The sequence below is a fragment of the Segatella copri DSM 18205 genome (assembly GCF_025151535.1).
Classification (GTDB): domain Bacteria; phylum Bacteroidota; class Bacteroidia; order Bacteroidales; family Bacteroidaceae; genus Prevotella; species Prevotella copri.
Map to the genome: position 1 here is coordinate 1,191,047 of NZ_CP102288.1, position 21,604 is coordinate 1,212,650.

At 46.7% G+C, this 21,604-nt stretch carries 21 protein-coding genes; 15 read left to right on the forward strand and 6 right to left on the reverse strand.

Features of this window, described 5'->3' with window-relative positions:
- Nucleotides 1-44: 44 nt before the first annotated feature.
- The 3 genes from NQ544_RS04910 (at nucleotide 45) to NQ544_RS04920 (ending at nucleotide 2,805) form a co-directional block, all read left to right on the forward strand.
- On the forward strand, nucleotides 45-1,073 hold the full coding sequence (locus tag NQ544_RS04910) for an OadG family protein (RefSeq protein WP_006846471.1): 1,029 nt from the start codon (nucleotides 45-47) through the stop codon (nucleotides 1,071-1,073).
- Nucleotides 1,074-1,078: 5 nt separating this feature from the next.
- On the forward strand, nucleotides 1,079-1,564 hold the full coding sequence (locus NQ544_RS04915) for an acyl-CoA carboxylase biotin carboxyl carrier protein subunit (RefSeq protein WP_006846470.1): 486 nt from the start codon (nucleotides 1,079-1,081) through the stop codon (nucleotides 1,562-1,564).
- A gap of 92 nt (nucleotides 1,565-1,656) precedes the next feature.
- Nucleotides 1,657-2,805, forward strand: coding sequence for a sodium ion-translocating decarboxylase subunit beta (locus NQ544_RS04920; RefSeq protein ID WP_006846469.1), 1,149 nt, complete (start codon nucleotides 1,657-1,659; stop codon nucleotides 2,803-2,805).
- 120 nt (nucleotides 2,806-2,925) lie between these two features.
- On the opposite strand, the gene NQ544_RS04925 is transcribed toward NQ544_RS04920, so the two are convergent.
- On the reverse strand, nucleotides 2,926-3,729 hold the full coding sequence (locus NQ544_RS04925; RefSeq protein WP_006846468.1) for a DUF4738 domain-containing protein: 804 nt from the start codon (nucleotides 3,727-3,729) through the stop codon (nucleotides 2,926-2,928).
- A 45-nt stretch (nucleotides 3,730-3,774) separates the two neighbouring features.
- Nucleotides 3,775-4,329 carry a dTDP-4-dehydrorhamnose 3,5-epimerase gene (gene rfbC / locus NQ544_RS04930; RefSeq protein ID WP_006846467.1) on the reverse strand — a complete coding sequence of 185 codons (555 nt, stop codon included), beginning with the start codon at nucleotides 4,327-4,329 and terminating at the stop codon, nucleotides 3,775-3,777.
- A gap of 178 nt (nucleotides 4,330-4,507) precedes the next feature.
- Between rfbC and NQ544_RS04935 the strand changes: the two genes are divergently transcribed.
- From NQ544_RS04935 to hrpB, 12 genes are all read left to right on the forward strand, one after another.
- Nucleotides 4,508-5,584, forward strand: a complete 1,077-nt coding sequence (locus tag NQ544_RS04935; protein ID WP_244263567.1) for an HU domain-containing protein — start codon at nucleotides 4,508-4,510, stop codon at nucleotides 5,582-5,584.
- A 106-nt stretch (nucleotides 5,585-5,690) separates the two neighbouring features.
- Nucleotides 5,691-6,227, forward strand: a complete 537-nt coding sequence (locus NQ544_RS04940) for an FHA domain-containing protein (RefSeq protein WP_006846465.1) — start codon at nucleotides 5,691-5,693, stop codon at nucleotides 6,225-6,227.
- Nucleotides 6,228-6,456: 229 nt separating this feature from the next.
- The gene (gene hisH, locus NQ544_RS04945) at nucleotides 6,457-7,095 is read left to right on the forward strand and encodes an imidazole glycerol phosphate synthase subunit HisH (protein ID WP_006846463.1); all 639 of its coding nucleotides are present in this window, start codon (nucleotides 6,457-6,459) and stop codon (nucleotides 7,093-7,095) included.
- Nucleotides 7,096-7,111: 16 nt separating this feature from the next.
- Nucleotides 7,112-7,837: a 1-(5-phosphoribosyl)-5-[(5-phosphoribosylamino)methylideneamino]imidazole-4-carboxamide isomerase gene (hisA, locus tag NQ544_RS04950; RefSeq protein WP_006846462.1), complete on the forward strand. Its 726-nt coding sequence runs from the start codon at nucleotides 7,112-7,114 to the stop codon at nucleotides 7,835-7,837.
- Nucleotides 7,838-7,850: 13 nt separating this feature from the next.
- The gene (gene hisF / locus NQ544_RS04955; RefSeq protein ID WP_006846461.1) at nucleotides 7,851-8,633 is read left to right on the forward strand and encodes an imidazole glycerol phosphate synthase subunit HisF; all 783 of its coding nucleotides are present in this window, start codon (nucleotides 7,851-7,853) and stop codon (nucleotides 8,631-8,633) included.
- 44 nt (nucleotides 8,634-8,677) lie between these two features.
- Nucleotides 8,678-9,325, forward strand: a complete 648-nt coding sequence (gene hisIE / locus NQ544_RS04960; protein WP_006846460.1) for a bifunctional phosphoribosyl-AMP cyclohydrolase/phosphoribosyl-ATP diphosphatase HisIE — start codon at nucleotides 8,678-8,680, stop codon at nucleotides 9,323-9,325.
- Nucleotides 9,326-9,478: 153 nt separating this feature from the next.
- The gene (locus NQ544_RS04965) at nucleotides 9,479-10,195 is read left to right on the forward strand and encodes a cell division ATP-binding protein FtsE (RefSeq protein ID WP_040552511.1); all 717 of its coding nucleotides are present in this window, start codon (nucleotides 9,479-9,481) and stop codon (nucleotides 10,193-10,195) included.
- A gap of 27 nt (nucleotides 10,196-10,222) precedes the next feature.
- Nucleotides 10,223-11,545: an aspartate kinase gene (locus tag NQ544_RS04970; protein WP_006846458.1), complete on the forward strand. Its 1,323-nt coding sequence runs from the start codon at nucleotides 10,223-10,225 to the stop codon at nucleotides 11,543-11,545.
- A 115-nt stretch (nucleotides 11,546-11,660) separates the two neighbouring features.
- Nucleotides 11,661-12,818, forward strand: coding sequence for a diaminopimelate decarboxylase (lysA, locus tag NQ544_RS04975; protein WP_006846457.1), 1,158 nt, complete (start codon nucleotides 11,661-11,663; stop codon nucleotides 12,816-12,818).
- A 75-nt stretch (nucleotides 12,819-12,893) separates the two neighbouring features.
- Nucleotides 12,894-14,036, forward strand: a complete 1,143-nt coding sequence (locus NQ544_RS04980) for a glycosyltransferase (RefSeq protein WP_006846456.1) — start codon at nucleotides 12,894-12,896, stop codon at nucleotides 14,034-14,036.
- 63 nt (nucleotides 14,037-14,099) lie between these two features.
- Nucleotides 14,100-14,873: a glycosyltransferase family protein gene (locus NQ544_RS04985; RefSeq protein WP_006846455.1), complete on the forward strand. Its 774-nt coding sequence runs from the start codon at nucleotides 14,100-14,102 to the stop codon at nucleotides 14,871-14,873.
- A gap of 31 nt (nucleotides 14,874-14,904) precedes the next feature.
- Entirely contained in the window at nucleotides 14,905-17,484 is a 2,580-nt protein-coding gene (gene hrpB, locus NQ544_RS04990) for an ATP-dependent helicase HrpB (protein ID WP_006846454.1), read from the forward strand.
- Here hrpB and NQ544_RS04995 read toward each other — a convergent pair.
- From NQ544_RS04995 to NQ544_RS05010, 4 genes are all read right to left on the reverse strand, one after another.
- Nucleotides 17,471-18,031: a DUF5675 family protein gene (locus NQ544_RS04995; protein WP_006846453.1), complete on the reverse strand. Its 561-nt coding sequence runs from the start codon at nucleotides 18,029-18,031 to the stop codon at nucleotides 17,471-17,473. The two genes, hrpB and NQ544_RS04995, sit on opposite strands and share 14 nt — an antisense overlap.
- A gap of 8 nt (nucleotides 18,032-18,039) precedes the next feature.
- Complete coding sequence (locus tag NQ544_RS05000; protein WP_006846452.1) at nucleotides 18,040-20,511, reverse strand: hypothetical protein; 2,472 nt, start codon at nucleotides 20,509-20,511, stop codon at nucleotides 18,040-18,042.
- Between the two features lie 34 nt (nucleotides 20,512-20,545).
- The gene (locus tag NQ544_RS05005) at nucleotides 20,546-20,956 is read right to left on the reverse strand and encodes a hypothetical protein (RefSeq protein WP_006846451.1); all 411 of its coding nucleotides are present in this window, start codon (nucleotides 20,954-20,956) and stop codon (nucleotides 20,546-20,548) included.
- Nucleotides 20,957-21,144: 188 nt separating this feature from the next.
- Nucleotides 21,145-21,603, reverse strand: a complete 459-nt coding sequence (locus tag NQ544_RS05010) for a hypothetical protein (protein WP_153134086.1) — start codon at nucleotides 21,601-21,603, stop codon at nucleotides 21,145-21,147.
- Nucleotide 21,604: the final 1 nt, after the last annotated feature.

A 21,604-nucleotide genomic window follows, 5' to 3' on the forward strand; every position in this document is an offset into this window, starting at 1 on the left:
TTTTCGAAATATGAAACAATAACCCTATAAACGTTAGTAAGCGTATGAAGAAATTGGGATTTCTGATAACCATGCTAGTCATCACGTCCTTGCCCGCTTGGAGTCAAGGAGCCAAAAGTATCCGTATTACGGAGGTGATGACCGACAATCGTACCAATCTTGTAGATGAGTACGGGCAGCACAAACCATGGGTGGAATTGAGCAATTCCTCCTTTACCACGTATAATGTACGCGGTATGTTCCTAACCACCGACCGAAGGGTTCTCGACAAGAAAATGTCGCCTGAAGCTCGCCGACAGCTGATGTGTCCATTGCCTAACAATGAACCACGAACCACACTGGGAAGCAAGAAGAGCATTGTTATCTTCGACAGCAGTTTCTGGTACCTGGATGGCGAGAACGGACAACATTGGAAGGCAAAAAATTCTTCTAACTCGGGACCTTTTCATCTCAATCTTATTCTACAGGAAAAGATGCCCAACTGGATAGCACTCTATGACGGAAATGCCGTTGACCTGATAGACTCCGTAAGCGTGCCAGTGTTGGCTGCCGATGAGAGTTTTGAACTGAGCAAGGACTTCAAGACATGGGAGAAAGCCATTGCCGGATCAGTAACTCCAGGCTATCTGCCTCAAAACACAGGTTTGAGTAAAGCCCAGCAATTGAAGAAAAGCGACCCATACGGAATAGGAATCGCCGTACTTTCAATGGGAATCGTATTTGCCTGCCTTGCTCTCCTCTTCATCGTGTTCTGGTTTTTCGGAGCCTACATGAAACATAAACAGCGCATCGCCCGTGCTACAGAGAAGCACGCCACCTTATTATATAAGACAGGAAAGAAGACCATCGAGGTTACTCAAGGCCTCAGTCATAAGACCAACGTGATTCTGAAAGATGGTTTAGAAACCAAGGGTATTGATAAGGAGATTTACATGGCAGTCATCTCCCTTGCACTACAGGAATACCTGGAAGATGTTCATGATGTAGAATCCGGCATTATCACCATCAAGCCAAAACAGACCAGATGGAATGCTCCGAAATTCAACAACAACAATAACAACGTTAAAATATAAAAACTATGGCAAAGTACGAATATAAGGTTAAAGGCGTAGATTACGTCGTTGAAATACAGGATATTGAAGGCAATATCGCCAATGTAACCGTGAATGGAATTCCATTCGAAGTGGAAATGAAACAGCCGGTTAAGAGCAGTAAACAGAAAGTAAAGTTAAGTGATGGACAAAACAACATTTCTGCCAGCTCTGTTACAAGCGCAGGTTCTGCCGCAGGTTCAAGTTCTGCAGCAAGTTCTGATTCTGCTTCATCAAGCAAACAGGCAACTCCTGCTGCAGGCAAAGCAGTTGTTGCCCCTCTGCCTGGCACTATCAACGAAATCAAGGTGAAAGTCGGTGACAAGGTGAACACAGGCGATACTGTTGTCGTGCTCGAAGCCATGAAGATGCAGAACAACATCGATGCAGAAACTTCAGGAACCATTACCAGCATCAACGTGAACAAAGGAGATGCAGTAATGGAAGGAGACACGCTTGTAACAATCGCATAATAAGCTGTTTAGACAAAAGCTAATGATTACTCTTCCAATCAAAAGACTAATCATAAAGTTCAATGTTTAACTTTCAAAGTTCAAAGTAAATTATGGATTTCATCATACAAAACTTCAATGAGTTTCTTACCTTTACGGGCTTTGCCAACGCCTCGGCAGGAAACCTCATCATGATTCTGGTGGGAGCACTCTTTATCTGGCTCGCCATCAAGAAAGATTTTGAGCCGCTGCTCCTGGTTCCTATCGGATTGGGAATCATTCTTGGCAACATTCCATTCCGTGCCGATGCAGGACTCGAAATAGGTTTATACGAAGACAACTCCGTTCTGAACATCTTCTACCAGGGAGTGAAACAGGGCTGGTACCCGCCACTCGTATTCCTGGGCATTGGAGCCATGACCGACTTCTCTGCGCTCATTTCCAACCCGAAGCTCATCCTGATTGGAGCCGCTGCCCAATTTGGAATCTTCGGTGCCTACATGATTGCACTGGCTCTGGGATTCGAACCTAACCAGGCAGCTGGCATTGCCATTATCGGAGGAGCAGACGGACCAACCGCCATCTTCCTGAGCAGCAAACTGAGTCCGAACCTCATGGGAGCCATTGCGGTTTGCGCCTACTCTTACATGGCACTGGTGCCTGTAATCCAACCACCTTTGATGCGACTGCTTACAACCAAGAAAGAGCGCGTCCTCAAGATGAAACCGGCACGTCAGGTTTCACAGACCGAAAAGATTCTCTTCCCTATCATCGGTCTGCTTCTCACCACCTTCATCGTTCCATCCGGTTTGCCATTATTAGGAATGCTATTCTTCGGAAACCTTCTGAAAGAGAGCGGAAAGACAACCCGACTCGCCAAGACAGCAAGCAGCAGCTTGAATGATATTGTCGTTATCCTCCTCGGCCTGACCGTAGGCTGTTCTACCCAGGCTTCAGAGTTTCTGACATTAAACACCATCAAAATCTTTGCTCTCGGTGCTCTTGCTTTCATCATCGCATCGGCAAGCGGAATCTTATTCGTCAAACTGATGAATCTCTTCTTGCCAAAAGGCAAGAAACTGAACCCACTTATCGGAAACGCCGGAGTGAGTGCCGTACCAATGAGTGCACGCATCTCCAACAACCTGGGTCTGGAATACGACCGCCACAACTTCCTTCTCATGCATGCCATGGGACCAAACGTTGCGGGAGTCATCGGTTCTGCCGTTGCAGCCGGAGCTTTGCTGGGATTCTTCAATTAAAAGTTGAGCCACCAAGCTATCCCTCCAGGATAAGCACATAAAAATAGAATCGCCCTGAAAGGACAAAAGCATCTTACATCCAATGCTTTCCCTTTCAGGGCGACTTTTTTATTTCTTTTTTTAACTCTTAACCCGCATTCTCATTTTTCCTTCAAAGGAAATGATAACCTCAACCTGATAACTCAAACTGCTGTCAGGCATTGCCAGAACAGCAAGATAATGAATGCCAGATTCATCTATCTTATTGAATACGATGTCGCTCAATATAGACTGGTCCAAGAAAGAAGCAGGAACCTGCTTATCGAAATCCTTCTTATGGAAATCACGAGAGAACAGACGGTTGGCACCATGATAAACATGCAAGTTTACAATATTATCATAATAAACATTGTCTACCTCAACACCATCATCATTATAAGAACTCTTGTAGACCTTATAACTTGTTGGGTTAACCTGTACGTAGAGATGATATTTCTCATCGCCCCTTACAACCACCGTATCACGTTTAATCAGCGTATTCTGATTCAGCGCCACGGAAGCATGGTTGTGGATGAACTGCTGCAAATAAGACTTATCTTCCGTCTTCACCAGCTTAACCACATCCCCATTCTGCACCTTAAACTGGAAAATATGCTCAGCCTGTTTTACGATCGGATATTTTGCAATATTAGCACCCTTCATTACAAGCGTATCGCCAGCAATGTAGAAGTAGACAGGCTGACTGGTTGAATCAGGATAATAAATCGTATCGCCTTTTACGCGGAACGCCACATCATCCTCATCGTCATCGTTCAGCCAAATGCCTTGCAACATCTTCTTAGCCGCAGTATCTTCCTTCACTTCCTGTTGCTTTTCGGCCTTCTGCCCACAAGCAACAAGAGTCAAGATACAACTGAGCAACCATAAATTAACTATCTTTTTCATGATGAGTTCTTTAAATAAATTAATCGGTAAAAGCTGATACCAATTCTACTCGAAATAATCAGCCTCTTCGAAAGACTTTGCCTTGGTTCTGTCTTTTTCTGACGTAAGCACCTCAACTCCTTCAATAGGCCATTTTATTCCGATAGTAGGATCATCCCAATGAATACTGGCTTCGTAATCAGGAGCATAAACATTATCTACTTTATAAGTAAAGATGGCTTCGTCACTCAGTACCAGGAAACCATGGGCAAAACCGCGAGGAATGAAAAACTGACGTTTGTTCTCTCCACTCAGTTCAACCATTACATATTTACCGAAAGTCTTACTGCCCTTTCTCAAGTCAACAGCTACATCCAGCACGCGGCCTTTGATGACACGCACCAACTTAGCCTGCGAGAATTCACCTTTCTGATAATGCAAACCTCTGAGCACACCACGAGCCGACATCGATTCATTGTCTTGCACAAACACCACATGCCCTCCAACGTGAGCATCAAAGTCAGCCTGCTTCCATGCTTCAAAGAAATAGCCGCGAGCATCTTCAAATACCCGAGGTTCTATCAGCCAGACTCCTTCAATTTCTATCTCTGTATATTTCATTGATTTATACCTTATTTATTTTAGGCACAAAGGTAATACTTTTTCCCGAAACGACAAAACAAATTAGACTTTTTATGATTTCATCGAAAATTTTCTTTATTTTCTGTTGGTCATTTCCGAAAAAATCACTACCTTTGCAAACGTGAATAGACTAGAAAGACATATAGAGATCCTACTTTTGAGCAACGATTGCGTGATTGTCCCAGGATTTGGTGGCTTCATGGCTCATCATGTAGATGCGCGTTACGATGGCAGAGACAGCATGTTTTTGCCACCGCTGAGAACTATTGGCTTTAACCCACAGCTCCAGATGAACGATTCTCTCCTTGCACTTTCGTATGTTGAAGCATACGATATCAGCTATCCGGAAGCTTTGAACCGCATTGCTGATGAAGTGACAGAGATGCGTCAGACTCTGGAGAATTCAGGAAAATTTGAACTGAATGATATTGGCACCATCATATTGAACGAAGACGGAAATTATACCTTCGAACCATGCGAGGCGGGCATTCTTACCCCTGAGTTGTATGGCTTGGGCGGCTTAAACATGCTCCCACTCGCGCAGATTTCTGCAGAAGAGGTTCAGAAGACTGAAGATTCTGCTGCTTCAATCATTGAAATGCCAGCAAAGACAGTAGAAAACAATCGTACAGAAAGCGAAGTCAAGAATCAGGATAGTAACCAGAAGATGGAGAGTGGACTCTCTGTCAACAATTCTGTGTTCGTTAACGAAGAAGAAGAATCAAATGCCGAATTCATCAGCATCAAGAAGAGCTGGTTGCGCAATATTGCAGCAGCCTGCATCGCTCTCATTGCATTCTTCACCTACTCTTCTCCATTGGGAACCCCAACTGTTCAGAAGAGCCAAATCGACACAGGTATGTTGAACCGCATCATGCCTAAGGAGATCAATAAAGTTGCGCAACCTCAAGAACTGGTACTTAGTACAGAATCACAGGCAGAAGAGAGCATTCCTGCCAAGTCTGTCAACATGACTCAGGACAATGAATTGCAAACAGCTTCTTCTTACTATAGCATCGTTTTGGCAAGTCGTGTTACCAAGCGCAATGCTGCCTGCTATGCTGAACTCCTCCAAAACAAAGGATTCAAGGAAGCTAGGGTGTTGATTACGGATAATAATGTGAAAGTTATATACGGAACATACTCTACCGAGGGCGAAGCTTATACTGCTCTCAACCGTTTACACAACTATGATGCTTTTACTGACGGCTGGATTACGAAAGTGAAAGAATAGTTTACAGTTAAGAGTTTATAGTTTATAGCTAGAACAAAGAGCAAGGAGTATCGGAAACTTCTACAACACATTATTATAATAAAGATAGAAAAGTAAGAAAAAGAATATGAAAAGAGTACGTTGTCCTAAATGCGATAATTTTATCACCTTCGATGAGACCAAGTATCAGGCAGGTCAGAGTCTCGTTTTCGTTTGTCCTAATTGCAATAAGCAGTTTGGCATCCGAATGGGAGTTTCCAAGCTCCGCGAAACCCGCAAGGAGGAAAAACTTGATGAGAATGCCAACGAGAAGGGATACGGTTCTATCGTTGTCATCGAGAACGTATTCGCTTACAAACAGGTCATCCCGCTCCAGTTAGGCGACAACATCATCGGCCGCTACATGAAGAACAGCGGAATCAACTGCCCTATCGAAACCGTAGACCCAAGCGTTGACATGAACCATTGCGTAATCAACGTTAGCCGCGACAAGAAAGGCAAATTGAAATATGTACTCCGTGATGGACCAAGTTATACAGGAACTTTCGTTGACAATGAGATTCTGGGCGACAGAGAACGCCGCGTTATTGAAGACGGAACCCTGTTCACCATTGGAGCAACTTCTATCATTCTCCGCACAGCAGACAGTGAAGAAGAAAACTAAGAAGTTTCAATTATCAAAATAAACACTTCAAAAGGAGCAATTAGATGTTGGTTTACATCCAATTGCTCCTTTTTCACTTAACGAAAACGTAAAAACACGCCATATTTCTAACTTTCTGAAAGAAATCTACTATATTTCGTAATCTTTTTGCTTTTATTTTCTTTAAATTAAAAGAAAATGTGTACCTTTGCATCGAAAAATAAGAAATAGAAATGAATTACGTTAGGTTATGGATGTAGCAATCGTAAAATATAATGCCGGAAATATCTATTCCGTAGTCAACGCCATGAAGCGTTTAGGCATCGAACCTGTACTTACAGATGATGCAGAAATGCTCCAGAAGGCTGACCGCGTTCTCTTCCCAGGACAAGGCCAGGCAAGAGAAGCAATGGAATATCTGAAGGCTCATCAGCTTGATCAAGTAATCAAGAACTTGAAGCAACCCGTCCTGGGCATTTGTGTAGGACAGCAACTCTTGTGCCGTCATTCTGAAGAAGGTGACGTAGATTGCATCGGAATCTTTGATGTAGATGTAAAGCGATTCCAGCCTCAGAAACACGAAGACAAGGTGCCTGCTATGGGATGGAATGAAATCTATGATTTGAAGACTGACCTTTATAAGGGGTTCGGAAACAGAACGGATTCTGACTCAGACAAGTCTACCGCTGATGCACTGCTTCATCCCTACTCCTATTTCGTACATAGTTATTATGTGCCACTCTGCGAGGAGACCATTGCCAAGGCAGAATACATTCTTCCTTATAGTGCATCGCTCCACAAAGACAATTTCTATACCTGCCAGTTCCATCCTGAAAAGAGCGGAAAGGTGGGAGAACAGATTTTAAAGAACTTTTTAGAGATAAAATAAAAGAGGAAATACAAATATGATAGAATTAATTCCAGCTATCGACTTGATAAATGGCCAGTGTGTTCGTCTTACCAAAGGCGATTACGACCAGAAGAAGGTTTACAATGACAATCCTGCCGAGGTGGCAAAACAGTTTGAGCAGATGGGCTTCAAACGCCTGCATGTAGTAGACCTCGATGGAGCCAAGTCAAAGCACATCGTAAATGATGCGGTGTTGAAGGCAATTACCACAGAAACCTCTCTCGTGGTTGATTTCGGTGGCGGAATCAAGACCGAAGAAGATATTGAGAAAGCTTTTGCTGCGGGAGCAAGCATGGTTACAGTGGGCAGTATTGCCGTCACCATTCCTGAACTCTTCATGCAATGGTTGGACAAATATGGAGCCGACCGCCTGATTCTGGGAGCCGACGTAAGAAACGGAAAGATTTCTATCAACGGATGGAAAGAAGATTCTTCTGAAGATCTCCTTCCTTTCCTGAAAAAGTACATCGATAAAGGAGTACGCTATGTTCTCTGCACAGAAATCAGCAAAGACGGAACGCTGCAGGGACCTGCCATAGAACTCTACAAAGAAGTAATGGCTGCCTATCCTCAACTGCATCTTATCGCCTCAGGCGGAGTAAGTTGCAACGAAGACATCGAAGCATTGGAAACTGCAGGAATTCCTGCCGTAGTATTTGGAAAAGCTTTCTACGAAGGGAAAATCGATGTTAAGAAACTAGTTAATAGCTTCAATCGATAAGAATTAAAATACAATGGTGAAAATTCAAAGTAAAAGCAAAGGATTAGCTAAACGAATCGTTCCTTGTCTTGATGTAAAGAACGGCGAGACGGTAAAGGGAACCAATTTCGTAAACCTTCGCAGCGCTGGTGACCCGGTAGAACTGGGAAAAGCTTATAGCGATGCTGGAGCCGATGAGCTCGTATTCCTCGATATTACAGCGAGTTTCGAAGAGCGCAAAACCTTTACGGATATGGTAACCCGTGTGGCTGCCGAAATCAATATCCCATTTACTGTGGGAGGTGGAATCAATGAACTCAAAGATGTTGACCGCCTGCTCAACGCAGGAGCCGACAAGGTTAGCATTAACAGTGCTGCCATCCGACATCCGGATCTCATCGATGAAATTGCCAACCATTATGGCTCACAGGTTTGCGTATGCGCCATTGATGCACGTCTCGATTCTGACGGCTGGCACTGTTATGTAAAAGGCGGAAGAGAACGGGTGGAACTAGGATTGTTTGACTGGGCTAAGGAAGTAGCCGACCGGGGTGCCGGTGAAATTCTCTTTACCAGTATGGATCATGACGGTGTGAAACAGGGATTCGCAAACGAGGCCCTCGCCCGTCTTGCTGAAGAAGTAAGCATTCCTATCATCGCCTCAGGAGGTGCTGGAAAGATGGAGCATTTCCGCGATGCGTTCACCCAAGGCAAGGCAGATGCTGCCCTAGCAGCCAGCGTGTTCCACTTTGGCGAGATTGCCATTCCTGACCTCAAGAAATACCTGAGAGAAGAAGGAATCAACGTGAGAATATAGGACACGGGGAATATAATAATGTAAGAAAATAAAAACAAGATAAAATGGAAATAGATTTCGAAAAATTAGGCGGACTGGTTCCTGCCATCATCCAAGACGCAGTTACAAAGAACGTCTTGATGCTTGGCTTCATGAATCAGGAAGCATACGATAAGACAATAGCAACCAAAAAGGTGACATTCTGGAGCCGTTCACGCAACTGCCTCTGGACAAAAGGTGAAACATCAGGCAACTTCCTGAATCTCGTTAGCATTCAGAACGACTGCGATAACGATACCTTGCTGGTTAAGGTTCACCCAGACGGTCCAACCTGCCACAAAGGTACAGACACCTGCTGGGCAGAAGAGAATACACTCAACCCAATCCTCTTCCTCTCAGAGCTTCAGGACTTCATCAACAAGCGCCACGAAGAAATGCCAGAGGGAAGTTACACTACCAGCCTCTTCAAGAAAGGCGTTAATAAAATGGCACAAAAGGTTGGAGAAGAAGCTGTTGAAACCATTATCGAAGCCACAAACGGCAACAACGAGAAACTCATTTACGAGAGTTCAGACCTTCTCTATCACCTCATCGTTCTGCTCACAAGCAAGGGCTTGAGAATAGAAGATGTTGTGAAAGAACTTCAGATGCGTCACGATCCGGAATGGGATAAGAAACGCCGCGTTGCCAAGAGCAAGGGCGAAATGAAATAATATATCTAGCTCAAGGCTATCTTGCAGCAGCTCGCCCTGAAAGGGCAGAAGCCCCTAGCCCAGGGCAACACCCTGGGTATAAAAAGATATTGGCAATACGCCCTGAAAGGGCAAAAGCTTTCAAATACATTAAATAAAGGAGAAAAAATTAGGATGTTAATAGATTATCAGAACGTCAGCATATATCAGGCCGATAAGTGCGTGCTCCCAAACATCAATTTCCATATTGACGAAGGAGAATTCGCCTACCTTATTGGAAAAGTCGGCTCTGGTAAAAGTTCGCTATTAAAGACACTTTATTGCGAACTAGACCTTGTAGAAGGCGAAACCGAGAAGGCTGAAATTCTCGGCAGAGACCTCAAAACTATCAGGCGAAAGGAGATTCCGGCTCTGCGTAAGGAATTGGGAATCATCTTTCAGGATTTCCAGCTGCTACACGACCGCACCGTTCGCAAGAACTTTGAATTCGTACTCAAGGCAACAGGCTGGAAAAACAAAAAAGACAGAGAAAAGCGTATCGAAGAGGTGCTCAACGAAGTAGGCATGATTGATAAAATCGACAAGATGCCTCATGAACTCTCAGGTGGTGAGCAACAGCGTGTAGCCATCGCCCGCGCCATTCTCAATAATCCAAAAATCATCATCGCCGATGAGCCTACAGGCAATCTCGACCCAGAGACAGCCAGCAACATCGTGAGTCTGCTGAAAGACATCACCAAACAAGGCACAGCTGTTGTGATGACAACCCATAACATCCCGATGCTCGACAAATTCCCAGGCATCGTTTACCGCTGTAAGGAAGGTGTGCTCTACGACGTAACCAACGAGTACAACCACATCGACCTCACAGAGGATGGAGAAGATAATTAAGTGAAATAATTAAATAAAATTACGACTATGAAGGTAATGAAATTCGGAGGTACTTCTGTAGGCTCACCAGAGCGCATGAAGGGAGTAGCCTCTTTGGTTACAGAATCAGGTGAACCAACTTTCATCGTATTGTCTGCGATGAGCGGTACAACAAACTCTCTCGTTGAGATCTCTGACTATCTTTACAAGAAGAATCCAGAGGGCGCCAACGAGGTAATCAACAACTTGGAGAAGAAATACATGCAGCATGTAGAAGAACTCTACTCTACCGAGGAGATGAAAAATACGACTCGTGAGTTCTTGCAGGGCGAATTCAACTATCTCCGCTCATTCACCAAAGACCTCTTCACTTCTTTCGAGGAGAAGAGCATCGTGGCTCAGGGCGAGATGATGAGCACCAACATGGTTGTAAACTACTTGAAGGAACAGGGTGTAAAGGCCGTATTGCTCAGTGCATTAGACTTTATGCGCACAGACAAGAACGCAGAACCGGATCCTCAGTACATCAAGGAGAAGTTGGCTGCTATCATGGAGCAGAACCAGGGCTATCAGATTTACATCACTCAGGGATTCATCTGCCGCAACGCATACGGCGAGGTTGACAATCTGCAGCGTGGCGGTAGCGACTACACCGCATCTCTTATCGGTGCAGCTCTCCCAGCTGAAGAGATTCAGATCTGGACAGATATCGACGGAATGCACAACAACGACCCTCGTGTCGTAGAGCACACTGAAGCTGTCCGCCAGTTGAACTTCGAGGAGGCTGCTGAGTTGGCTTACTTCGGTGCCAAGATCCTCCACCCTACCTGTGTTCAGCCAGCTAAGTATGCAGGCATCCCTGTACGCTTGAAGAACACCATGGATCCTAAGGCCGACGGTACAATCATCGACAATGTCATCGTACGCGGCAAGATCAAGGCTGTTGCTGCCAAGGACAACATCACAGCCATCAAGATCAAGAGTAGCCGCATGTTGCTCGCTACAGGTTTCCTACGCAAGGTATTCGAAATCTTCGAGAGCTATCAGACTCCAATTGATATGATTGCCACTTCTGAGGTGGGTGTCAGCATGAGTATTGATAATGATTCTCATCTTAACGACATCGTAAATGAGCTGAAGAAATATGGTACAGTAACTGTTGATTCTGATATGTGCATCATCTGCGTTGTAGGTGATTTGGACTGGAGCAACGTTGGCTTCGAGACCATCGCTACCGATGCGATGAAGAACATTCCTGTACGCATGATTTCTTATGGTGGTTCTAACTACAACATCTCATTCCTCATCAGAGAGAAAGATAAGAAGCAGGCATTGCAGAACTTGAGCAACGTATTATTCGAGAAGAAGTAATGCAAATGAAAACGAAGAGTGAAAAGTGAAGAATTCGTATGTAATGCTTCCTATCCACTCTTCGTTGGATATTCTGATTTAACTATAATAAGGTATTAATTTAAGATTAAGCGAAATGAAAGGTACATTTCCGATAGATAAGTTTCAGGAGATACAGACTCCGTTCTACTATTACGACACCAATGTGTTGCGCCAGACATTGAAAACCATCAATGAAGAGGCTGGCAAGCACGAGGGATTTGAAGTGCACTATGCCGTAAAGGCAAATGCCAACCCTAAGGTGCTCAATATCATCTGTCAGGCTGGTTTAGGAGCTGACTGTGTGAGCGGAGGAGAAATTCAGGCAGCCATCAAAGCCGGATTTCCAGCCAGCAAGATTGTTTACGCTGGTGTAGGTAAAAGCGATTGGGAAATCAACCTCGGATTGGAGAAAGGCATCTTCTGCTTCAATGTAGAAAGCATTCCGGAGTTGGAAATCATCAACGAACTGGCTGAAAAACAGAATAAGATTGCGCAGGTTTGTTTCCGCATCAATCCGGATGTCGGCGCCCATACGCACGCTAACATCACAACAGGTCTGGCAGAAAACAAGTTCGGAATTGCCATGCGCGACATGGAAGCCGTAATCGAAGAGGCTGCCAAGATGAAGAACATCCAGTTCCTCGGACTGCACTTCCACATCGGAAGCCAGATTCTCGATATGGGTGATTTCGAGGCACTCTGCAACCGTATCAACGAACTTCAGAACCAGCTCGAAGCTCATCACATCGTTGTGAAGAACATCAATGTGGGAGGCGGATTGGGCATTGACTATAATCATCCAAACCGACAGCCAATCCCTAATTTCAAGGATTATTTCGATACATACGCAAAGAAACTGAAGTTGCGCGATGGTCAGAAGCTTCACTTCGAGTTGGGCCGCGCTGTAGTGGGTCAGATGGGTTCTCTCATCACCAAGACACTCTACATCAAGCAGGGCACAGCCAAGCAGTTTGCCATTGTGGATGCAGGAATGACTGACCTTATCCGTCCAGCTCTCTATCAGGCTTACCATAAGATTGAGAACATCTCAAGCGATGAACCTGTTGAAACTTACGACGTAGTAGGTCCTATCTGCGAATCAAGCGATGTCTTCGGCAAGGCTGTCGACATCAACAAAGCCCATCGCGGCGACCTCATCGCCCTCCGCTCAGCCGGAGCCTATGGTGAGATCATGGCGAGCCAGTATAACTGTCGCCAGTTGCCAAAGGGGTATATTACAGAAGACTTTTAATATAGTTGAAAGTTAAAAGTTAAGAGTTTATAGGATTCTCCTTTCTCTAGCTTTCTATATTACGAGAAAAAGAAAATGATGATCATTAGTACAACTACTATAATAGCAGGCGCAGTGGTGGTTTTATTAGCGGTTCTCGGATCGCTGATAAATCCATTTCTGCGCTCGTTGCGCTTTCAAAAAACAGAAACGGCAGAGAATCAACCTCCTGTCAGTATACTCATTACCGCACACGATAATCTTGCTGAATTGGAGAGGAATCTCCCTATGTTCCTGCGTCAGCAGTACGCTGCCGACTATCAGGTAATCGTAGTCTGCCAGAGTACAGATGGCGAGACACAGGATTTTCTGAAGCGAACAGCAGCCGAGAACCCTCATCTGTATTATACTTACATTCCTGAGAGTTCACGCTACATGAGCCGCAAGAAATTGCAGATTACACTGGGTGTGAAGGCAGCCAAACATGAATGGATTATTCTGACTGAACCTAATTGCCGCCCAAGCAACGACAAGTGGCTGCAAACCATGGCCCGTCAATGTCAGGACCCAAACCATCTGGTATTGGGATATGTAGCCCTTGATGAGGAAACCAAGAGCATACGCCGTTTCGACAGCATCCGCAAGGCTTACTATGTTTTGCGCCGTGCCCAGCAGACCTATGGTTATCGCAGCCACATGCCAAACGTAGCGTTCCGCAAGAGCGACTTCATGAAGGAACAGGGCTATCAGGGCAACCTGGAATATGTTCGCGGCGAATACGATTTTCTCGTCAACAAGTATGCCCATTATGGCGATACTGCTACAGAACTGGATTGCGATGCATGGCTCATCCGCGAAGCACCATCGAACAAGAGCTGGCACAATGCCCACCTCTATCTGCAGGCTTCACGCAGGAGTTTGGAAAGAGCCGGTTCCATGCGAACCCTCATGTTCTTTGACCATCTCATGCCACATCTCAGCCTGATAGCAACACTGGCCGTTGCAGCCTACTCTATCCTCATGAAGAATTGGATTCTTACAGGATGCGCAGGTTTCAGTTTCCTCCTGCTGTTCATCGTGAGAATGCTGATAGCCAACAAGGCCATCAGACACTTTGATGACGGAATAGCGATGTTCAAACTGCCATTCTTCGAATATGGAATTATCTGGAGAAATCTGGCTACCAAATTGCGCTATTGGCGGGCTGACAAAAACGATTTCACTTCTCATAAACTCTAAACAGGGTAAAAAGGAAGTAACAGTCTATCAGAATAATAACAGTTAAAAATAACCGACAGAACGATGAAAGTATATTTGTTCATTTCCAACCATAAGAAGTTGCTGAAGATGTATCTTCCATACATCGAAGCCTTGAATAAGCAGCTCGACATCACCAACAGCCTGGTTGATGCCGACATTGTGTTGATCATAGGAGCATGGACATGGCAGGGAGCCCAGATAGCAAAGAAAGCAAAGCAGATGGACATTCCCTACATCGTTTGTCCACTAGGCGATATTTCTGAGAGAAACTGCAAGAACCCTTACTTGAAGCGTTCACTGCAACAGTCTATGTATCAGAAAGCCATGTACGCCAAAGCCAACCTCATAGTAGCTACTACCCCTATGGAGAAAAACTATCTGGAAAAGAAAGGTTGGAACAAGCGCATCGCCCTGATTCGCTATGCAGGCTACAGTCATCTTACCAACACTGAAGCCATGATGCAAAACTGGCAGGAGACGGATGAGGAGACGCTGGCAGTCTTCGAGCAGCAAAAGGCAGAAGCCATCGCTGCCCAAACCAAACAGGCAATCATCGCACAGATTATGCAGATAAAAAGCCGCATGCCGCATCAGAATATTCCGCAAAAATATCTTGACGATTTACACACTCTGCTCTATGCTGATGATTATGATGAGGATGCTATCAAGCAAGAACTGGCAGAGAAGAAACTCTCTTCATATGCCGCCTCCGTTTTCCAGACCATGACAGATAAAACAGGACTCACAGAAGGCTTCATGCCGATTCCTGCCAAAAAGGGCAGAAAGAGTAAAGAGATTCTGAAATTTGTGAAATAAAAGAAATCTGAAGTTTGTGAAATAAGAAGAAATGAACTTAGATAGAATAGAACAGCAGGCTGGTCATCTGCCAGCTTACCAGATAGCCGACTCAGTCAATGAAGCATTGATGGAGTCGGCTAACCTTGTTATTACAGCTCCTCCTGGAGCCGGTAAATCTACCCTCCTCCCGCTCACCATTCTGCGGGGCATGAGTGATCAGGCATTGGAAGGCTTCATCCATGATCATCTTAAAAGTCAGGGTAAGATTCTGATGCTCGAACCGCGCCGCCTGGCTGCTCGCCAGATAGCCGAACGGATGGCACAGATTCTGGGAGAACCCGTGGGCAAAACCATCGGCTATCGGGTAAGATTCGAAAGCAAGGTTTCGGATGATACACGCATCGAAGTCCTTACCGAGGGCATTCTCACCCGAATGCTGGTCAATGATGCTACACTCGAAGGCGTTTCGTGCCTCATCTTTGATGAGTTTCATGAGCGCAGCATCAATTCCGATCTGGCGTTAGCGCTGGCCCGGCAAACACAGGAAATCATCCGCCCCGACCTGAAGCTCATTATCATGTCAGCAACAATCGATGCTTCTATCATCTGTCAGGCACTTCAGGCTCCGCTTATCGAGAGTAAAGGCAAAATGTTTCCGATAGAAACCGTTTATGCAGACCACGACATCGACAGATATCAGGTAGCACAGGAAATGGCAGCCACTATCTGTCAGGCTTTCAGAAACCAGGAAGGTGACATTCTTGCCTTTCTGCCGGGACAGGGAGAAATCATGAAATGCGAAGAACTGCTTCGCTCTGTCCTGCCCTCAGCCACTCTTTACCCGCTATACGGTAACCTCTCGCCAGAAAAGCAACGGCTCGCCATCGCTCCTTCCAAACCGGGTGAACGAAAAATCGTACTGGCCACTCCTATCGCCGAAACTTCTCTCACCATCGAAGGAGTAAGAATCGTTGTGGATTCCGGACTCTGCCGAAAACTGGTTTATGATGCCCGTACAGGCTTGAGCCATCTCGAAACCGTTCGTATCAGTCAGGACATGGCTACGCAACGAAGGGGGCGTGCGGGCAGAATCACATCAGGCGTATGTTACCGGCTTTGGACACAGACCTCGGAACATCTGATGCCAGAACAACGGCTGCCCGAAATACTGGATGCAGATCTCTCTTCGATGGTTCTCGACATTGCAGCTTTCGGGGAAAACAAACCGGAACTGCTGCCTTGGCTCACCCTTCCTCCCAAGGGCAACCTCGTATTGGCACAGCAACTTCTTATGTCGCTCAACGCTCTCACTCCTGATCATGATGTTCACGCTCTCAGTGGCAGCATCACCGAAGAAGGCAGCAGAATGGCTCAACTTCCTTGTCATCCGCGCATTGCCAAGATGATGATCAGCAGCGATTCTCCGGCGATCCAAGCCCTGGCCTGCGACATTGCTGCTCTGCTGGAAGAGAAAGACCCGATGGGCGAAAATGAAGATTCAGACATGACGCTCCGCCTTTCTATCCTCCGTTCCGCACGCTGCAAGAAAAATCTGGGGCGTTGGAACCGTATCGCTCAGATTGCCCAGGAATACAGGAAGATGCTGCGTATCAGGGAAGACAACGAGCCAATTGATGCTGAGGAAGTGGGCCATCTCATCGCCCTAGCCTACCCTGAGCGCATCGCCCATGCCACCGACCATGCGGGCAACTTCAAGATGTCGAATGGCAACACGATTTTCATCGACCCGTGCGACAGCATGGCAGCAAACGAATGGCTTGCCATCGCATCACTCAACCTCGATTCAACCTCATCATCCAGTTCTGGGCAGGGACGGAAAGGAAGGGTATTTCTCTCAGCCCCCGTCAACTGGAAGAACCTGCCGGCACAAACCTGCGAGAATATTTCATGGGACAGCAAAGCGCTGGCAGTAAAGATGCAACAGGAAACACGGATAGGAGCGCTCATCATAGACAGCAAGCCGATACAAAATGCCAACCGAGAGACTGTTTCTAATATTATCTGTGAAGCTGCCAGAAAAGACGGACTCAGTATGTTCGATTGGAACGAATCGGTTCATCGTCTGCAACAGCGCGTGGCGCAAGTAGCTGAGTGGCATCCGGAGTTGGAGATTCCCGACCTGTCAACAGAGCATCTCCTGACAACAGCCCAAGCGTGGCTCCCTTTCTATCTCGAAGAAGGTGGTAAGATGAAGACTTCTGTTACTGAGCTGAAGAAACTCAACCTGTGCGAAATCCTTTGGAACATCCTTCCTTATGAGCTTCAGCAGGAGATAGACCGCCTTGCTCCCACCCACATCCGTGTGCCATCGGGCAGCAATATCCGCATCGATTACCGCCTGGGGGCCGAAGCCCCGGTTCTGAGTGTGCGGCTTCAGGAGTGTTTCGGAATGACATCAACTCCCACTGTCGATGCAGGCAGACAGCCCCTTCTGCTTGAGTTGTTATCTCCCGGTTTCAAGCCAGTTCAACTTACTCAGGATCTCGCAAGTTTTTGGCAAGGCACTTATTTCGAAGTCCGCAAAGAACTGAAGCGCCGATACCCTAAGCATTTCTGGCCGGAGAATCCGTTAGAGAGCCAGGCCGTGAGAGGTGTCAAACGATGGTGATCCAGATGCTCTCGCCTCGGTCTCTCGCCGCCGTGATGGCATTGACGAGGCGATGCAGCCAGATGCGGGAGTTTACCACCATGCCTCGGAGTTTGTTTTCGCCCGGCAGGATGCAGCCCTGCGTATCATCGGGGTAGTTACCGGCATGGATGCGGATGCCCTCAAAGCCAGGAACGCCCTGCAGCAGGGGCAGCCACTGCTTGAATCTCGGCGACTTGGTGATGAGCACGGGATAAGTGCCCTCGGGTATGGCAGTCTTGCCCTTCATCTTCTGCGCCTTCTTCTCCGACACTCGCCCCAGACGCACATTCTCCTCTTGGGGCAACAGGGTGATTCCCAGCAGGTTGCGCCACGTTGGCTCCAGGGTATCGCAGAAGTAGTGCTCCCCGTCCAGTTTGCCCACATCTACCACATGGCAGAAGCTGCGCTTCTGGTCCTTATTGAGCGTATAGTTCACCTTGCGCTCCACCTCCTCGTCCTTCAGGATATACATACGCCCTATGGTGTAAGTATTCTGCTTAGCTATTCTTTTGAGTACGATTTCCATAATTGTTTCTATTTAGATTCTTTTTTGAGAAAACATAGCTTGCGATAAAAACTGTAATTACCGTAATTGTAATAGCAATGGCTGTTATCAGCTTTGTCATTACCAGCATTAACGCCTTGTTCGCCTGCCTCCACTTTCACGATATACTTTCTGAACACCCAGGTGGCTATCATCCGTCGGGTGCCCTTGGTATCCAGCCCCAAGTCGCTTCTCAACTGCTCAGCCTGCTGATAAGAGAACTCATTTGGCAGAAGTTGCAGCATATTGGAAGGCCCTCTTTTGCTCGACTTCACTCCCTCCTGCTCCGCCTTCACGATAGCATCTCGGAAGAATCTCATCTTGCAGTACAGGTCATACTGCTCGCTCCAGCGCACAAACTCCTCTATCTCGGATTCCCATTGGCAACCATTCGCCACATAGAGCACGCAAGCCTTCAGATAGGCAATGACATTGGCTCTGAACGAGAGGTTCTCGTAAACCCTGTCTTGGCTCATACGGGCAAAGTCGGCATTCTCCTCTTTCAGCTTCTGTGCCAAGGCGAAAGCCTCAGGGCAATTGATAGTACCAGAAGCCATGTTAAGATGCTCGATATAGGGTTTTAAGTTCTCTCTGAATGTGTCATCGTATGTGCCATAGACAGGCATCTCGGCTCCTATCTCACGCTCTGGGATAGTACAGAAGTTGATTCTGGAGATAGGACCATCGGTCAATACCTTGGAGAAATATCGGATACCCTTGTTGATGGTGGTCGAGGCATTCCAGTTAAATCGGATGGTTACTCGCTCCGTAACACTCTGCGTGCCCACTCGGGTTTGTCCATATTGATTACCAGGGTCGAAGGCGAGGCACATGATACGAAACTGCTGGTTGCCAATGCCCCTTAGGTTATCAAACTGGTCTATCTCGTTGAGAGCAGTATAGAGGAAATGCTCCTGCGCCTCAGCGGTACGCATCACGAAGGCAGGGTTGGTCATATCGGCGTCTATCTCCTGGATCACGAGATTTTCAGGTCGCTTACGCTTATCCTTGTTAGCACCTTTTCTTGTCACCTCATCCTTCCACTCCTTCTCTCGTTTCAGGTTATCTTTGTCTCGTTTTCTGATATCTTCCATAATCAGGTTGATAGGCATCTGCACGCAGTTCTTTCCTGCGCCCGTACCAGCTAAGAGACAACACATTAGCGTAGCCTCATGCTCCACATTGTCGATGTAATTAAAATAGGTGCGGCAGAGGTGGGTGGCTAGCGGAGGAAAGATGGCATGGGCTACGGCAGGCTTATAGATATCCGGTGTCTGAGACACGAGGAGCTCCACGAGCTTAGGCAGCTTCTTCGGCATCTCGGGCGGAGCGGGGTAATCATCTTCACAGTTAGGAGTTTGGAGTGAGGAATTAGGAGTTGAGAGAGTCGCTTGCTTCTCTGCTTGCGCATTGATGCGGATCACATCTCTAGAGAATGGCTTCGAACTGTCTCCATATTTCTCATAGAAGTCATGGATCAGCTGCTGGCAGTCACGCTCTTGGGCGAAGCTAGGCATCTTCACTGCCACTACTCTTCTCAGCTCCTCTTCGCTCATCACCCTGCTCGCTCCTGCGCTCATGATGGCAAGAAGTGAGGAGTGGCGAGAGCCCTCGGTATCGATATTCACATTCTTCAGTCCTGCCGACTCCGTGAAGAGGTCGAAGGCTATCAGGCTCTTCTCGCTGGCGGTACCAGAGGTTGGTAATCCGTCAGGAATCTGATAGCCTCCAGCAGAGCCATGAGAAACAGCAGGATTGCCGTTAGAGCCCGAAAGTCGATTTGTTTGAACATTCTGTTGAGTATTTACGGTTGATGGTTTGATATTGATTTCGTAAGGCTGGTTAGCCTTGCCTCTGCCGTCGATGGTGAGACCACGCTTCAGATAAGCCTCTCTGCGAGCCTTCAGTTCATCGGCAGGAAGCACGGCATACCAGTCCTTGGAGCGATAGATCTCCGAGTCCTGATCCGTGATAAAGAGGATTCTCTCTGGGGTGAAGCAACTCTCATCGCAGGGCACGCCAAGTGCCTTACAATACGCTCTCTGCGTCTCCTCGATAGTCATACCTATCGGCATTCGGATGTCGATGTGGAGTTTCTTACGAGCCGAGTATTCCAGATGCAGTAGCATTCCCTTCCAGATGGAGTCGCTGCAATTCAGCTGCCTTGCCATTTCGATGGCGATACCCACCAGTTCCTTATCGTCGATGTCGATGGTGGTCTGGAAGAGAAAACTCGTAGGGTCAGCATCCTTCTGCGAGCGATGATTCTTGAGGAATCGGCTGTAGTGGCCGCAGCGGAAGGGCATCAGCCCCTTCAGTTTGTCATTGCCCCCACGTATCTGCTCCACCATATCGTGGAGCCAAGGCTGAGCTATCAGCTTGTCATATTCAGCCAGGGGCAGGCAGCTGGCGCTGCCCTTATTGCCCCCACGCTGAGGATTCATTGCAATAAAGTGGTTCATGCTTAATTATACATTATTAATTATACATTATCTATTACTCCTTATAGTCCTCCCACTCCACATTTTCCTTGAAGGGCTTGATAGCCTTCACCATCTCCTGGTGCTCACCCTTGAGACAGCGCAGAATCTCCGCCTTGCTCATGTCCTTGGAGAAGGCATAGTTCACTTGCACGGTTCGCTTGCTAGTGCGCACCACCCCATGCTTGGTCTTGAGAATCTCCGTGAAGGGCTTCTCTCGCTTGCCCTGCACATAAGGCTTGAAGTCCACCCAGTCGCCTCGCCCATTCTCGCCACCCGAGAATATCATCCTGCCCCTGATCACCTGCGGCTTGTCACTGATTACCTCCGTCTCGTTCCATGGCGCCTTGCGCACTGATACGTTACCATTCTCCTCGGTGATCACAGCACCGTCTACCTTTACTGCATTGATTAGTCTTGTAAACATATTATATGTATTAAAAGATTGAGAACCCGCAATACGCAAAGTCCCCGCAACCAGACGCGCTGTGCATCTGATTACGGGGGCAAAGGTACTAAGAGTTTTTGAAACTTACCTGCCACGGGGTTGCCCCGTCCATGTGCCACGGGGTAGCCCCGGGGTAGGCAGGAAAGAATTACGCAACATATTAAATATCAATCCATTACATCTTTTATCTTTTCTATGAATCGCTCTATGCTTTTTTGGTCCATTCCTTTAGAATTGCCCTTTCGCAAGATTTCCTTGTTCATATTCCACAATTCTCCGAATGTAACCCAAGGTTGGTTGATGCTCAATTTATCAGAGATGAGAGAAGCCAACACACCTTTTTCAGAGATCGACATTCTCTTAGGCTGATAACAATCGTCTAGATAATCGTGTTCTTGTAGTTTATTGAGTATTTCGATAGCTTCCGGCGTATTGAGTTCATCAGGCAGTTTTAGCTCCTCCTGTCTGCCCTTAGCTACCCAAGCAGGTTCTTCCTTCAAGCTTATCTCTCGATTGCCAGGACAACCTTGCAAATTATCACCATTGCCCATAACAAACGAGCAACCTATAAACACAGGAACTCCCAGTCCTATCAATTCAGGCAACTGGGACATTGAAAATTCCATT

Coding starts and splice junctions, on each gene's coding strand:
- NQ544_RS04985 (WP_006846455.1), top strand. CDS start 14,100: ATGAAAGTATATTTGTTCATTTCCAACCATAAGAAGTTGCTGAAGATG.
- hisH (WP_006846463.1), top strand. CDS start 6,457: ATGGATGTAGCAATCGTAAAATATAATGCCGGAAATATCTATTCCGTA.
- NQ544_RS04980 (WP_006846456.1), top strand. CDS start 12,894: ATGATGATCATTAGTACAACTACTATAATAGCAGGCGCAGTGGTGGTT.
- NQ544_RS04925 (WP_006846468.1), bottom strand. CDS start 3,729: ATGAAAAAGATAGTTAATTTATGGTTGCTCAGTTGTATCTTGACTCTT.
- NQ544_RS04940 (WP_006846465.1), top strand. CDS start 5,691: ATGAAAAGAGTACGTTGTCCTAAATGCGATAATTTTATCACCTTCGAT.
- NQ544_RS04920 (WP_006846469.1), top strand. CDS start 1,657: ATGGATTTCATCATACAAAACTTCAATGAGTTTCTTACCTTTACGGGC.
- NQ544_RS05005 (WP_006846451.1), bottom strand. CDS start 20,956: ATGTTTACAAGACTAATCAATGCAGTAAAGGTAGACGGTGCTGTGATC.
- NQ544_RS04910 (WP_006846471.1), top strand. CDS start 45: ATGAAGAAATTGGGATTTCTGATAACCATGCTAGTCATCACGTCCTTG.
- lysA (WP_006846457.1), top strand. CDS start 11,661: ATGAAAGGTACATTTCCGATAGATAAGTTTCAGGAGATACAGACTCCG.
- hisIE (WP_006846460.1), top strand. CDS start 8,678: ATGGAAATAGATTTCGAAAAATTAGGCGGACTGGTTCCTGCCATCATC.
- NQ544_RS05010 (WP_153134086.1), bottom strand. CDS start 21,603: ATGGAATTTTCAATGTCCCAGTTGCCTGAATTGATAGGACTGGGAGTT.
- NQ544_RS05000 (WP_006846452.1), bottom strand. CDS start 20,511: ATGAACCACTTTATTGCAATGAATCCTCAGCGTGGGGGCAATAAGGGC.
- hrpB (WP_006846454.1), top strand. CDS start 14,905: ATGAACTTAGATAGAATAGAACAGCAGGCTGGTCATCTGCCAGCTTAC.
- hisA (WP_006846462.1), top strand. CDS start 7,112: ATGATAGAATTAATTCCAGCTATCGACTTGATAAATGGCCAGTGTGTT.
- NQ544_RS04965 (WP_040552511.1), top strand. CDS start 9,479: ATGTTAATAGATTATCAGAACGTCAGCATATATCAGGCCGATAAGTGC.
- NQ544_RS04995 (WP_006846453.1), bottom strand. CDS start 18,031: ATGGAAATCGTACTCAAAAGAATAGCTAAGCAGAATACTTACACCATA.
- NQ544_RS04915 (WP_006846470.1), top strand. CDS start 1,079: ATGGCAAAGTACGAATATAAGGTTAAAGGCGTAGATTACGTCGTTGAA.
- NQ544_RS04970 (WP_006846458.1), top strand. CDS start 10,223: ATGAAGGTAATGAAATTCGGAGGTACTTCTGTAGGCTCACCAGAGCGC.
- hisF (WP_006846461.1), top strand. CDS start 7,851: ATGGTGAAAATTCAAAGTAAAAGCAAAGGATTAGCTAAACGAATCGTT.
- rfbC (WP_006846467.1), bottom strand. CDS start 4,329: ATGAAATATACAGAGATAGAAATTGAAGGAGTCTGGCTGATAGAACCT.